Genomic DNA, 14,035 nt, shown 5'->3' with positions numbered 1-14,035 from the left:
TACGCCCGCGGCTGACCGGACGAGGGAAGGGGGGCGGGCCCGGCCGCGCGGCCGGCCCCGCCCGCGTTGTCGTGTCGGAAGATTCGGTCAGCAGACCGGTGCGTGCCAGCCGGTCTCGGCGGCCCAGGCGTTGGCGCGGGGCCAGGCCTCGGTGCTGAACCAGGACTCCTTGGCCTCCGTGTAGTCCGGTGTGGAGTCGAACTTCGCGGCGAGGGCGCCCTTGGCGTGCGCGTAGTCGGCGCGGGCCTGCGGGTCGGCGCGCAGCCAGTCGCGGAACAGCAGCGCGAACCGCTGTCCGGGGCTCTCGATCGGCCGGAAGTGGATGTGGGCGATGTTGCCGGGGTCGGCGTAGCCGTAGAAGCGCTTCTCCCACTGCTCGACCGACGGGTACTCGGGTTTGGGCGTGTCCTGCCCGACCTTTCCGAAGAACCCGGCGTCGCCGAGGGCGTCCTGGAACGAGTCGACGAGGTAGAGCGCGACGACCGTGACCTGGATGTCGATGACGTCCTTCGCGAGGAAGTCGGGCACCGCGGTCGAGCCGACGTGGTCGATGCGGACGGCGCTGGGGCCCATGACCCGGCGGATGCGGGCCGCGAGGTGCTCGAAGCGGTGCGCCCATTCCGGGTCGGTGTGGACGAGCTGGAGCTTGTCGGGCCGCGGCTCGTACCGGCCGAGGCGCAGGTTCTCGGCGAACGGCGTGATGCGCTCGTCCCACAGGAGTTTCACGCGGTGTTCGAGGTCGTGGAGGTCGCCGTCGTTGTGGAGGACGACGTCGCAGACTTCGCGGCGTTCGGCGTCGGAGGCCTGGGCGTCGATGCGGCGTTCGGCGTCGGCGCGGGGCAGGCCGCGGGCGGCGAGCCGTTCGAGCCGGAGCTCTCGCGGCGCTTCCACGTCGATGTTGAGGTGGAAGCCGGGCGCCTGGCCGGTTTCGGCCAGGAGCGGGATGTCTTGGACGACGATGGCGTCGTCGGGCATGGCGTCGGTGAGTTCACGGGCGCGGGCGCGGACGCGCGGATGCACGATCGCTTCGAGTTCCGCCCGCGCGGACGGATTGCTGAAGACGATCGCCGCGAGTTCGGCGCGGTCGAGCGCGCCCTCGTCGTCGAGCACCCCGGGGCCGAACCGGGAGACCACTGCGGCCAGCCCCTCGGTGTCGGGGGCGACGACTTCGCGGGAAAGGGCGTCCGCGTCGACGACGCGGGCCCCGAGCTCTGACAGCTTCGCTGCGACCGTGCTCTTACCGGCTCCGATGCCACCTGTCAATGCGACTCTAAGCACAAATAAAACACTACCCGCCCCAGGCGAACGGCCTGGGACGGGCAGTGTGTCTTTCAGCTAAACGAGCGACTAAACCTAGTTGCCGGCGAGCTTCTCGCGCAGGGCCGCGAGCGCCTCGTCGGTGGCCAGGGTGCCCTGAGGCTCGGCCGGGGCCGACTTCTTCTCAGGGGCCTTGCCGCCCTTCTTGTCACCCTTGGGGGCCGCTTCGCCCTCGGCGGGCTTGGCGGGAGCCTCGGTGATGACGCGCTCGGCGATCTGCTTGCCGTGCTCCTCCCAGCGGGTGCGGGCCTCGGCGTACTGCCGCTCCCACTCCTCGCGGGCCTCGTCGAAGCCTTCCATCCACTCGCCGGTCTCGGAGTCGAAGCCGTCCGGGTAGATGTAGTTGCCCTGGTCGTCGTACTGCGCGGCCATGCCGTACAGCGTCGGGTCGAACTGCTCCTCGTTCTCGACGTAGGCCTCGTTGGCCTGCTTGAGCGAGAGCGAGATCCGGCGGCGGTCCAGGTCGATGTCGATGACCTTGACCATGGCGTCGGAGCCGACCTTGACGACCTGCTCGGGCACCTCGACGTGGCGCTCGGCCAGCTCGGAGATGTGCACGAGGCCCTCGATGCCGTCCTCGACGCGGACGAACGCGCCGAAGGGGACGAGCTTGGTGACCTTGCCCGGGACGATCTGGCCGATCGCGTGGGTGCGGGCGAACTGGCGCCACGGGTCTTCCTGGGTCGCCTTCAGCGACAGGGAGACGCGCTCGCGGTCCAGGTCCACCTCGAGGACCTCGACCTCGACCGGCTGACCGACCTCGACGACCTCGGACGGGTGGTCGATGTGCTTCCAGGAGAGCTCGGAGACGTGCACCAGGCCGTCGACCCCGCCGAGGTCGACGAACGCGCCGAAGTTGACGATCGAGGAGACCGTGCCCTTGCGGACCTGGCCCTTCGCGAGCTGGTGCAGGAACTCGGTGCGGACCTCGGACTGGGTCTGCTCGAGCCAGGCGCGACGCGACAGGACCACGTTGTTGCGGTTCTTGTCGAGTTCGATGATCTTGGCTTCGAGCTCGCGGCCGACGTACGGCTGCAGGTCGCGCACACGACGCATCTCGACCAGCGACGCGGGCAGGAAGCCGCGGAGGCCGATGTCGAGGATGAGACCGCCCTTGACCACTTCGATGACCGAGCCGCGGACGACGCCGTCCTCTTCCTTGATCTTCTCGATGGTGCCCCAGGCGCGCTCGTACTGGGCGCGCTTCTTGGAGAGGATCAGGCGGCCTTCCTTGTCCTCCTTCTGGAGGACGAGGGCCTCGACGTGGTCGCCCACAGAGACGACGTCTTCAGGGTCGACGTCATGCTTGATCGACAGCTCGCGCGAGGGGATGACGCCCTCGGTCTTGTAGCCGATGTCGAGCAGGACTTCATCCCGGTCGACCTTGACGACGGTACCTTCGACGATATCGCCGTCATTGAAGTATTTGATGGTCGCGTCGATCGCGGCGAGGAGGTCCTCGTCCGAAAGAAACTCTTCGACCGTGCTGTTCTCAGCGTTGCTCGAGGTGGCCTCGATGCTGCTCGTCATGTGGGCTGGTGCTCCGGATACGTAAATTCGTGGGCTCGCGCCCGCGCCCTCGCTAGACGCGAATGCTCGCAGTTCGTTCCCGGGCCGCCCTTGCCGCTGGCAACGCGTCCTGCTCCCTTCTGAGGACGCGGACATGCCCAGGCCAATCCAGGTTACCGTGCGCGATATCCCCGCGCCAGTCCGGGCCGGGGGCTCGTGTCGACTGACACGCGCACTTGAGGCCGGCAAGCGGGCGTCTTGACCCGCTAATGGGCAGCGGCTTCCCACGATTCGCCGAATCCGGCCGAGACGGTGAGCGGCACGGCGAGCTCGGCGGCGTTCGACATCTGCTCGCGCACGAGCGATTCGAGGGCCTTCGACTCACCGGGTGCGACTTCGCAGACCAGTTCGTCGTGGACCTGCAGCAGGACGCGGGAGGCGAGCCCGGAGGCTCGCAGCTCGCGGTCGACGCCGAGCATCGCGGTCTTCATGATGTCGGCGGCGCTGCCCTGGATGGGGGCGTTGAGGGCGGCCCGCTCGGCCATCTCGCGGCGCTGGCGGTTGTCGGAGGTGAGGTCGGGGAAGTAGCGTCGCCGGCCCATGATCGTCTCGGTGTAGCCGGTCTTGCGGGCCTCCTCGACGACCCGGTGCAGGTAGTCGCGGACGCGGCCGAAGCGGGCGAAGTAGTCGTCGGAGAGCTGCTGGGCCTCTTCGGTGGAGACGCCGAGCTGCTGGCTGAGCCCGTACGTCGAGAGGCCGTAGGCGAGGCCGTACGACATGGCCTTGATCTTGCGGCGGTGCTCGGCGGTGACGTTCTCGGGCGCCACGGCGAAGACCTTCGCGGCGACGGCGTTGTGGATGTCCTCGCCGGAGACGAAGGCGTCGATCAGGCCCTCGTCGCCGGTGAGGCTGGCCATGATGCGCATCTCGATCTGGCTGTAGTCGATGGTCATGAGCGACTCGAAGCCCTCGGAGACCACGAACCCCGCGCGGATGTTGCGCCCGGCCTCGGAGCGGACGGGGATGTTCTGCAGGTTCGGGTCGGCGGAAGAGAGCCGACCGGTGGCCGCGACGGTCTGGTTGAACGTGGTGTGGATGCGCCCGTCGGTCTGGATCGTCGCGCGCAGGGTGGCGACGATCTGCTTGAGCTTCTCGACGTCGCGGAACCGCAGCAGCTGCTCCAGAAGCGGGTGCTGGTTCTTCGCGTACAGCTGCTGCAGCGCTTCGGCGTTCGTGGTGTAGCCGGTCTTGGTGCGCTTGGTCTTGGGCATCTGCAGCTCGTCGAAGAGGATCTCCTGGAGCTGCTTGGGCGAGCCGACGTTGAAGGGGCGGCCGACGATCTCGTGGGCGCGCTCGGTGGCCTCCTTCGACTGCATCGCAAACCCGGCCTCGATGTCGGCGAAGTGGCCTTCGTCGGCGGCGATGCCCAGGATCTCCATGCGCGCCAAGACGCCCGCGAGCGGGTACTCCAGGGCCTCGGCCAGGTGCGCCTGCTGCCGGTCGGCGAGGCGCTTGGTCTGCTCGGCGGCGAGGTCGCCGATGAGCGCCGCGGCAGCGCAGTCGGCCTCGAGGCGCGCGGCGTCGTCGTGCATCGCCGCGTCCAGGCCCACGAGCGCGCCGTCGTCAGCGGGCGTCTCCGCCGTCTCCAGCTCGCGGCCGAGGAACTGCATGGCGAGATCGCCGAGCGCGTACGACCGCTGCTCGGGCTTGAGCAGATACGCGCCGAGCACCGTGTCCGCCTTGATGCCGGCCACCTCGGGCCAGCCCGCGGCGTCCGCGCCCCACAGGAACGACTTCGCATCGTTGACGACCTTGCCCTGCTCGGGGTCGGCCAGCCAGGCGGCCCAGGTCGCCTCGTCGACGGCGTCCAGCTGCGAGGGCTCGAACCACAGGGCCTGCCCGCCCTCGGCCAACGCGATGGTGTCGAAGGAGCCGGCGCCGGACGCGAAGGTGCCCTGGTAGGCGATGGCGACGTCGGTCTTGCGGTCGGCGAGCCAGGCGGCGAGGCCGCCGGGGACGAGGGCGGCGGCCTCGGTGTGGTCGACTTCGGCGGCGGGGACGGCGGCGGCGCCGACGGCTTTCGCGGCGAGGCTGGTGTTGAGGCGTTCGCCGAGGGCGCGGAACTGGAGGGCGTCGAAGAGCTGGTTGGTGTCGGCGACGGACCAGCCGTGCCATTCGAGGTCGTCGAGGCCGGATTCGAGTTCGAGGTCGCGGACGAGGCAGTTGATGCGGTAGTTGCGCAGGACGTCGTCGAGGTGCGCGCGGAGGTTCTCGCCGGCCTTGCCGGTGATCTCGTCGACGTGGGCGACCAGGGCGTCGAGGGAGCCGTATTTGACGATCCATTTGGCGGCGGTCTTGGGGCCGACGCCGGGGACGCCGGGGAGGTTGTCGGACTTCTCTCCGACGAGGGCGGCGAGGTCGCGGTAGCGGTCGGGAGTGACGCCGTACTTGGCTTCGACGGCCTCGGGGTTGTACCGGGCGAGGTCGGTGACGCCCTTGACCGGGTAGAGCAGGGTGATGGCGGGGTCGACGAGCTGGAGGGCGTCGCGGTCGCCGGAGGAGATGAGGGTGGTGAAGCCGGCGGCCTCGGCGCGGGTGGCGAGGGTGGCGATGATGTCGTCGGCCTCGTAGTTGACCTTGGTGAGCCAGGAGATCCCGAAGGCGTCGAGGAGCTGCTGGATGATCGGGATCTGGCTCTTGAACTCCTGGGGGGTCTCGCCGCGGCCGTCTTTGTAGGCGGCGTACTCGTCGGTGCGGAACGAGTGGCGGGAGAGGTCGAAGGCCACCGCGATGTGGGTGGGCTCTTCCGCCTTGAGCAGGTTGATGAGCATGGAGGCGAACCCGTAGACGGCGTTGGTGACCTGGCCGTCGTCGGTGGCGAACTTCTCGGCGGGGAGCGCGAAGAACGCGCGGTAGGCCATCGAGTGGCCGTCGATCAGGAGCAGGCGCGGTTGCGAAGAAGTCACGACACGAGCCTATCGAGTGGGTCTGACATGTCGAGCGCAAGCCGGGCGGCGGCGTGGCCCGGGGTGCGGAAAGGCCCGCGTCGGGTGACGCGGGCCTTCGATGCTCGGGGCCTATTCGGCGTCCTGGGCTTCCTTCTGCTCGGCTTCGGCGATGACGCGCTCGGCGACGGCGCGCATGGACAGGCGGTGGTCCATGGCGGCGCGCTGGATCCAGCGGAACGCGTCGGGTTCGGCCATGCCGTACTGGGTCATGAGGAGGCCCTTGGCGCGGTCGACGAGCTTGCGGACCTCGAGGCGTTCGGTGAGGTTGGCGACCTCTTTCTCGAGGGCGGTCATCTCGGCGAAGCGGGTGAGGGAGAGCTCGATGGCGGGGACGAGGTCGGATTTCTGGAAGGGTTTGACGAGGTAGGCCATGGCGCCGGCGGACTGGGCGCGGCTGATGAGGTCGCGCTGGCTGAAGGCGGTGAGGATCACTACGGGGGCGATGCGGGCGGAGACGATCTTCTCCGCGGCCTGGAGGCCGTCCATGATCGGCATCTGGATGTCGCAGATGACCAGGTCGGGCTGGTGTTCCTGGGCGAGGCGGACGGCGGCTTCGCCGTCGGCGGCCTCGGCCACGACCTCGTAGCCCTCCTCGGTGAGCATCTCGGCCAGGTCGAGGCGAATGAGCCCCTCGTCTTCGGCGATGAGCACGCGCTTGCGCGGCTCCTCGGCGGCCTTGCTCGTCATGCGGGTCCGTACCTTTCATGCGACGAATGGTCGTGGGGCGTGCGTCGTTTCAGGCACACCAGGACGCTAGCTTAGCCGCCGCGCCCCGGGGGCGCACGTTCCTATGCCGAGCGTTTCGGACGTTGGAACCGAAACGTGAGCGGCGCAACGCCCTCCGGGCACCGGGCGACGGGGGCCGGTGCTCCTCCGGCTTCCGCCCACCGGGTATCATTTGCGGCGGCTCCGGCACCACACCGGCGCCCCGGCCCGGTATTCCAACTGGCAGAGAAGACGGATTCAAAACCCGTACAGTGTGGGTTCGAATCCCACCCGGGCTACTTCTAACACCATCGATGAACTGTGAAAACGGCGCTCCCGAGCGGAGCGCTGTTCTTCCTTCTCGGGCATCAGTCCGACTCCGCAGCACCGTTCGTAGCATCTCCGAAAAGTTTCGCCCCATACCGGTCCCCGACCTGCTGCAGCACATGGTCAGGGATGTGCCGGTGTAGGCGGCCGTCTGTGCAGGCGCGATTTCGTTCGGGTGCAAGCCCATGGAGCAATATCTATCAAGCCACTAGCCTCAGGGGCATGTTCACCGTCTCTGATCGCGAGCGACTGCGCGAGGAATTGATCGATACGGCCCGGAAGGACGAGGAGGTCATCGGTGCCGCCCTGGTCGGCTCGGCCGCGACCGGCCGCGAGGACGCCTGGTCCGATATCGACTTGATGCTCCAAACCCGAGACGGGACCGACCCTGGTGCTGTCGCCGAACGCTGGACCGCGGACTTCTACACCCGGCACGGTGCCGTCCACCACCTCGACGTCTACGCCGGTGAGGTCCTCTACCGCGTGTTCCTGCTCGAATCCTCGCTCCAGGTCGACGTGTCCTTCTGGCCCCACGACCAGTTCCGCGGCACTGAACCGGGCTTCAAGGTCGTGTTCGGCACCCCGAATCCGCCCACCGAGCCGAAAGCGCCCGACCCGGTCCAGATGATCGGCATGGGCTGGCTCTACGCCCTGCACGCCCGATCGGCCGTTGCGCGGGAACGCCATTGGCAGGCGACGATAATGCTCGATCACCTTCGGGACGAACTCCTTGCCCTCGCCTGCGTCCGCCACGGTCTCAACCACCGCCATGGCCGCGAAGCCGATCGGCTGCCGCCGGAGGTCCTCGACCCCCTTCACCGCGCACGGGCAGTTTCGATCGACAGCCAGGAGCTCATCCGATCGAAGAGGGCACTGCTCGACTGCTTCGCAGCCGAGGTCGCGCTCCATGACCAGGCCCTGGCCGACCGGCTGCAGCCCGCGCTCAACCAACTCGCCAACTGAGACAGATCAGCCGAGAAGATCGTGTTCGGCGGTTACCAGGAGGACTACAACTACATCTTCTACTGCTACCTGTGGGAGTTCAGGAAGTGACACGTCACTCCCATTCGGCGGTCTGCGGGTCGACGCCGTTGGCGGCCGCGTTGGCAAACAGCACGTCCTGCCACCACTGGGCGAGGCCGGGAGCGAGGCCGTCGTAATGGGCGGCGAACCCGGGGTCCTGGACGAACATGCGGCCCATGCAGACCTGCATCGAGTGGGTGCAGTCGAAGTAGGTCCGCATCAGGTCGCGGTGCCGCTCGGCGAGGCCGTTCGCCTCCGCCGAGCCGGGTGCGACGCTGGAGCGCCGCGCGTGGGCCAGCGCCGCTTCGAAGGACTCGGTCTCGGCGGCGACCTTCTCCCAGTCGTCGGTGGAGAGGGCGGCGGCGCGCTGCTCGTACTGTCCCCATTGGTCGGAGTCGCCCCAGCGCTGCTCGGCGCCCTCGACCCACTCGGGCCGCCAGTCGGCGCCGAAGATCGCGACCTGCTGCTCGGGCGTAAGCCGCATGCCCCGCCGTGAGGCGTCGAGCATCTGGTCGACCGCGCCGACCATTCGCTGCAGCCGCTCGATGCGGTCGAGGAGTTCGGATCGCTGCCGTCGCAGGTGGACGTTCGCGTCGGCGTCCGGGTCGTCGAGGATACGGCCGATCTGCGCGAGCGGGAACCCCAGTTCGCGGTAGACGAGCACGCGGTGGATGCGGGAGACGTCCTCGCCGGAGTAGACCCGGTACCCGGCCCGGGTGCGGTCGCTGGGGCGGACGAGGCCGATCTGGTCCCAGTGGTGGAGGGTCCGGACGCTCACGCCCACCAGTTCAGCGGCGCGGCCCACGGTGAGGCCGTCGTCGGGGTCGGGCCGGGCGGCGTCATGGTGCATGGCACCAGTGTCGCCGACCCGGCCGAGCGTCGCCTGCGGTACCGGCCTCACGCTTCTTGGATCTGGAAGCCCTGCTCGCGCATCGCGGCGGCGAGTTCGCTGCGCGGGTCGATCGGCCGGGCCGCGGTCATGACCACTCGCGTGCGCTCAGGGGTGATGACGGTCAGCTCGGTCGAGTTCCAGGGCGTCTCGCTCGGCCCCTCGGTGCAGCCGGGCACTAGGCGCTCGCAGCGTTCGCGGACCTCCTCGATCTGGCCGAGCACGCACGTGACGTACACGCTCATGGGAGGGGCCTCGGCCGGCGGCGTGCCGGGTACGAGGAGCACGTCCTGGAACGCCCAGCGCCGCAGGTGGGTCACGTTGCCGGGGACGGTGAACAGGTCGATGAACCCGAGCCCTTCGGTCCAGAAGGCGCGCGAGCCCTCCATGTCGGCGGTCGGGCACTTGGGGAACATCGGCATGCCGTAGATCTCGCGGTAGGGCTCGGGCGCTTGCGCGTCGAGGGCCGGGATCGGGACTGGGCTCTTGAACTCGGTCATGTCCTGAACTCTCGGCCCTCACGCCGCGTCAGGGTCAAGCCGCAATGACCCGGCTCACGAATCGGGGAATCGGTCGCTCGAGCGACGGGGTCGCCACGATTCCCGCGGTGATCACCGGATCGGGTTGCTCGACGGCCGGTCCGGATACGAAGAATTCCTTCATTGATTGCTTGACTTGTGGAGATTCCTGTCAGATCCTGGATGGGATCCGGACGACCTGGGCTTGGATTCCCAAGCGTCACCATCGTTTTCATTCGAGTCCACCGGACATCTTCGACCCCATGATGAGAAGCACCGACCTCCTTCCCACCCCCTTCCACAAGGAGCAGTCATGAGTTGGATCAGATCGAAGCGGCACGCCCTGCTCGCCCTGTTCGCGGCGGCCGTGATGGGCGTCGCGACGGCAGTCGCCGTGGCCGCGCCCGCGCAGGCCGCCACCGCCCGCAACGGCGTGTGCGAGTCCGGAGAGTTCTGCCTCTACTACAACAGCGACACCTCCGGCTCGGTGAGCGACTTCGCCGGGTCCGTCAGCGACTACGGCTCGAGCTCGGGCTGCTACAAGTTCATCAGCGCGGGCGCCGGCCAGGGGCAGTGCGTCAAGAACAACGCCGCGTCGGCCTGGAACCGGACCGGCCGGTACGTCACGGTGTTCTACAACAGCGGGTACAGCGGCCCGATCGACAACTTCAGCCCCGGCGCTGAGGCGAACCTCCGCGCCTACCTGAAGAACGAGAACGCCGCCCACCTCATCGGCGTCAGCGGCGACGCCACCGACAATCTCGAATACGCCGTCTACCACTCGTCATCGGCGAACATCACCGCCTACTTCGACGGCTACACCACCACCTCGGGACGCCACGAGGGCGTCGACATCGCCCACACCGTCGGCGCTTCGGTGTACGCGCCGGTCTCCGGCACCGTGGTCCGCATGACCGAGGGCGCCCGCGGCTCCGGCGGGCTTTCGACCCTCGCCGTCTACAACTCGAGCCTCGACAAGACCCTCGTCTACCTGCACCTGGACCCGACCGTCGGCGTCGGCGCGACCATCTCCGTGGGTGAGCGGATCGGCGTCGAGGACTGGCGCGGCGTCAGCTCCTCCGGCGGCGCCCACACGCACATCGAAATGCGCAACGGCCGCCAGACCGCCGCGGCCCCGAGCGTCGGCGACCCCACGCTGAGCAACCCGAACCCGACCGGTTTCTGGGCCGCCAGGGGCTACAACATCTGCTGCCAGTTCGGCTAGATCCAATCTGACGCAAGCGAAAGCCGCGGAGGGCGATCGCCCTCCGCGGCTTTCAACGTGCTCGCGATTGCGAGCGGTGCGGGCCGGAGGCTAACGTTTGCTGCATGGAGTTTCACGTCGCCAAGTCCGGGTCCGACACCGCCGCCGGGACCGTCGAAGACCCGCTGCTCAGCATCGGCGCGGCCGCGGAGCTGGCGAAGCCGGGGGACAGCGTCGTCGTGCACGCCGGCGTGTACCGCGAGTGGGTGAACCCGCCTCGCGGCGGCACCGCCGACGCGCCGATCGCCTACCAGGCCGCACTGGACGCGGACGGCCGCTATGAGCCGGTCACGATCTCCGGCGCCGAGCCCGTCACCGATTGGCGCCCGCATGCTGATGGCGTCTGGACGGCGGTGGTGCCGAACACCCTGTTCGGGGAACGCAACCCGTACACCGAGCGCATCGGCGGGGACTGGTTCTTCGACCAGGTCAACACCTGGCACACCGGCGAGGTGTACCTCGACGGCAAGTCCATGTACGAGTCGCTGACCTTGGACGGCGTCGAACACCCCGAAGCCACCGCGGACTCCTTCGACCGCGCCGGCTCCCTGCTGACCTGGTACTGCGAGGCTGGCGAGGACGTCACGCAGATCTGGGCGAACTTCGGCGACGCCGACCCGGCCGAGCACGAGATCGAGGTCAACGCCCGCAAGTTCGTGTTCTGGCCTGCGGCAACGGGAATCGACTACCTCACGGTGCGCGGCTTCACCCTGACCAAGGCCGCCACCCAGTGGGCGCCGCCCACCGCGCTCCAGGAGGGCCTGATCGGACCGCACTGGTCCAAGGGCTGGGTCATCGAGGACAACACGATCACCGACTCGAAGAACGTCGGCGTCTCCCTGGGCAAGGAGGCCGGCACGGGGCAGAACGAGTGGATGGCGGGGCCGAAGGGCGCCAAGGGCGGCACGCAGCGCGAACGCGAGGTGATCCAGCGGGCGCTCGCCCTGCGCGGCCCCGACTCCGATGAACCGCACCCGTGGCACCGGGACCATGTCGGCTCGCACACGGTGCGCCGCAACACGATCCGGGACTGCGAGCAGGCGGGCGTCGTCGGACACCTCGGGGCGGCGTTCTCCCGCATCGAGGACAACCACATCTCCCGCATCCACGTGAAGCGGCAGTGGCACGGCGCCGAGGTGGCCGGCATCAAGCTGCACGCCGCCATCGACACCGTGATCAGCGGCAACACCATCCACCACACGCACCGGGCCCTGTGGCTCGACTGGCAGGCCCAAGGCACCTTGGTGCGGCGCAACGTCTTCTACGCGTCCACGGCCGAGGACTTCATGGTCGAGGTCTGCCACGGGCCCTACCTGATGGACTCGAACCTGTTCCTCTCGCCATGGGCGGTCAAGGACATGTCCACCGGCGGCGCCTACGTGCACAACTACATCGCGGGCCGCATCGCGAACTGCACCGAGCACCAGCGGTACACCCCGTACCACCTCCCCCACTCCACGGCCGTCTACGGCGTCTCGAACATCCTCGGCGGCGACAACCGGTTCTACAACAACCTCTTCGTCGGCGACGGCGAACGCGCCGAACCGCGGGCGGAACCGGCACTCGCGAGCTTCTGGAACGGCGCGATCGACATCGACGGCGTCCCCGGCCAGGCGACCTTCGTGCCGACCCCGGTAGGGACCTCGCAATACGACGCCTACCCGACGCCGGAGGAGTACCCGCACGAGGACGGCAGCGCGCTGGCCGGGCCGCGCCTCCCGGTTCGGATCGAGGGCAACCTGTACGCGGGCGGCGCCGAGCCGTTCCGCGCGGAACGGGGGCCCCTTGTCGTGGGCGCGCCGCCGGTGCGCGTCTCGGTGCACGACGCCGAGGCCGGGACCGTCCGCGTCGAGGTGGCAGGGGGCGTCGATGTCGTCGCCCCGGTGACGACCGCGCGGCTGGGGACGAGTTACCAGGCCGAGATGGGCTATACGAACCCCGACGGGTCCGATCTGGACCTGAGTGCGGACTTCACCGGAACCTTGCGCGACAAGGTGGTGCCCGGGCCGTTCGCGGCTTCGGACGCCGGCACCCGGATCCTCGCTGCGCCTGCTCCGGCTCGGCGGGGCTGAGGCGCGGCCGCCCGGTCGCGCCGTCGGCGTCCGAGGGGGAACCCGTCCTCCGCCGGGTCGGCGGCGACGGTGGGAAGATGGTGCGCATGTCGACACCGCCGCCTGAGACCAGGGACCACCGCATCCACCGGATGACCGGACGGGACCCCGAAGAGCCGCACCGCACCGCGACACCGCTCGAACTCCTCTTCGACCTCACACTGGTGGTGGCCTTCAGCCAGGCCGGGTCTCAGGCGGCGCACCTGCTCGAACTCGGGCACTTCGGCGCCGCGATCGGCGCGTTCTCGTTCTCGGTGTTCGCGATCTGCTGGGCGTGGATCAACTACTCGTGGCTGGCGTCGGCGTTCGACAACGACGACGTGTTCTTCCGGGTCGCGACCATGGTCCAGATGCTCGGCGTGCTCATCCTCGCGCTCGGACTGCCGCAGATGTTCCACTCGATCGACGAAGGCGTCCACGTCGACAACAGCGTCGTCGTCGCCGGATACGTGGTCATGCGGGTCGCGATGATCGCCCTGTGGCTCCGCGTCGCGCGGCACGACCCCTCGCAGCGCCGCAACGCGCTCACCTACGCGCTGCTCATGGCGATCGCGCAGGTCGGCTGGATCACCCAGATCTTCCTGGACCCGCCGCTGGCCGTCACCGCCGGAGTCGTCGTCGTCCTCGGGATCTTCGAAATGCTCATCCCGATCATCGCCGAACTGCGGGGCGGGCGCAGCCCCTGGCACCCGCACCACATCGCCGAACGATACGGGCTGCTCGTCATCATCACGCTCGGCGAGGTCGTGCTCGGCACCATCCTCGCCGTCTCGGCGGTCGTCGAAGCGCAGGACTGGTCCGTCGAAGCGGTCCTCGTCGCCTTCGGCGGCACCGCACTCGCGTTCGGACTGTGGTGGGTGTACTTCACGATGCCGTCCGCCGAAGTGCTCGCGCGCCACCGCGAACGCGGATTCGTCTGGGGCTACGGGCATCTGGTGATCTTCGGTTCGCTCGCCGCCACCGGAGCGGGCCTCCACGTGGCCGCCACGGTCATCTCCCACGAGGCGCACATCAGCGCGACCGCCGCGATCCTGACGCTCTGCATCCCCGTCGCGATCTTCCTGACCGCTCTGTTCACGCTGTACTCGCTGCTCATGCGGGAGCTCGACCCGTTCCATCTCCTGCTGTTCGTCGGCTCGGCGCTCGTCCTCGCCGCTTCGGTCGCCGCGGTCGCGGCCGGCGCGACCGTGGGCGTCGGCATCGTGATCGCGGCCGGCTCGCCCCTCGTTGTGATCGTCGGCTTCGAGACGATCGGCCACCGCCACCAGGCGGCCGCACTCGCCAGAGCGCTCGAATGAGGACGAGTCGGGTCCTCCCGCAGCCGGGAAGCGCTTCCTTGACGTCATACATCTGATGTATATAGA

Annotated in this window: 10 protein-coding genes and 1 tRNA gene; 5 read left to right on the top strand and 6 right to left on the bottom strand. The window is 68.8% G+C overall.

From position 1 onward, the window contains the following. Positions 1-87: 87 nt before the first annotated feature. From coaE to J5V16_RS02545, 4 genes are all read right to left on the bottom strand, one after another. The gene (gene coaE, locus J5V16_RS02560; protein ID WP_208494377.1) at positions 88-1,278 is read right to left on the bottom strand and encodes a dephospho-CoA kinase; all 1,191 of its coding nucleotides are present in this window, start codon (positions 1,276-1,278) and stop codon (positions 88-90) included. Positions 1,279-1,353: 75 nt separating this feature from the next. After that, positions 1,354-2,847, bottom strand: coding sequence for a 30S ribosomal protein S1 (rpsA, locus tag J5V16_RS02555; protein WP_208494375.1), 1,494 nt, complete (start codon positions 2,845-2,847; stop codon positions 1,354-1,356). A gap of 245 nt (positions 2,848-3,092) precedes the next feature. Further along, entirely contained in the window at positions 3,093-5,792 is a 2,700-nt protein-coding gene (gene polA, locus J5V16_RS02550; RefSeq protein WP_307792848.1) for a DNA polymerase I, read from the bottom strand. 111 nt (positions 5,793-5,903) lie between these two features. After that, positions 5,904-6,521: an ANTAR domain-containing response regulator gene (locus J5V16_RS02545; RefSeq protein ID WP_208494374.1), complete on the bottom strand. Its 618-nt coding sequence runs from the start codon at positions 6,519-6,521 to the stop codon at positions 5,904-5,906. A 243-nt stretch (positions 6,522-6,764) separates the two neighbouring features. Here J5V16_RS02545 and J5V16_RS02540 point away from each other — a divergent pair. Continuing rightward, a tRNA-Leu gene (locus tag J5V16_RS02540) sits at positions 6,765-6,838 on the top strand. Between the two features lie 250 nt (positions 6,839-7,088). Continuing rightward, positions 7,089-7,829 (top strand): nucleotidyltransferase domain-containing protein, encoded by a 741-nt coding sequence (locus tag J5V16_RS02535; RefSeq protein WP_208494373.1) that lies wholly within the window; start codon positions 7,089-7,091, stop codon positions 7,827-7,829. 94 nt (positions 7,830-7,923) lie between these two features. On the opposite strand, the gene J5V16_RS02530 is transcribed toward J5V16_RS02535, so the two are convergent. Beyond that, positions 7,924-8,739: a MerR family transcriptional regulator gene (locus J5V16_RS02530; protein ID WP_208494372.1), complete on the bottom strand. Its 816-nt coding sequence runs from the start codon at positions 8,737-8,739 to the stop codon at positions 7,924-7,926. Between the two features lie 47 nt (positions 8,740-8,786). Further along, on the bottom strand, positions 8,787-9,278 hold the full coding sequence (locus J5V16_RS02525; protein WP_208494371.1) for a VOC family protein: 492 nt from the start codon (positions 9,276-9,278) through the stop codon (positions 8,787-8,789). Between the two features lie 331 nt (positions 9,279-9,609). Here J5V16_RS02525 and J5V16_RS02520 point away from each other — a divergent pair, with 331 nt between their 5' ends. The 3 genes from J5V16_RS02520 (at position 9,610) to J5V16_RS02510 (ending at position 13,969) form a co-directional block, all read left to right on the top strand. Further along, positions 9,610-10,521 (top strand): peptidase inhibitor family I36 protein, encoded by a 912-nt coding sequence (locus tag J5V16_RS02520; RefSeq protein ID WP_208494369.1) that lies wholly within the window; start codon positions 9,610-9,612, stop codon positions 10,519-10,521. A 104-nt stretch (positions 10,522-10,625) separates the two neighbouring features. Further along, positions 10,626-12,632 carry a right-handed parallel beta-helix repeat-containing protein gene (locus J5V16_RS02515; protein WP_208494368.1) on the top strand — a complete coding sequence of 669 codons (2,007 nt, stop codon included), beginning with the start codon at positions 10,626-10,628 and terminating at the stop codon, positions 12,630-12,632. An 86-nt stretch (positions 12,633-12,718) separates the two neighbouring features. Beyond that, the gene (locus tag J5V16_RS02510; protein WP_243900580.1) at positions 12,719-13,969 is read left to right on the top strand and encodes a low temperature requirement protein A; all 1,251 of its coding nucleotides are present in this window, start codon (positions 12,719-12,721) and stop codon (positions 13,967-13,969) included. Positions 13,970-14,035 lie beyond the last annotated feature (66 nt).

Source organism: Glycomyces niveus (genome assembly GCF_017592475.1).
Lineage (GTDB): Bacteria > Actinomycetota > Actinomycetes > Mycobacteriales > Micromonosporaceae > Glycomyces > Glycomyces niveus.
Note: the sequence above shows the minus strand (reverse complement) of the source record. Positions and strands in the feature narration are given on the sequence as shown.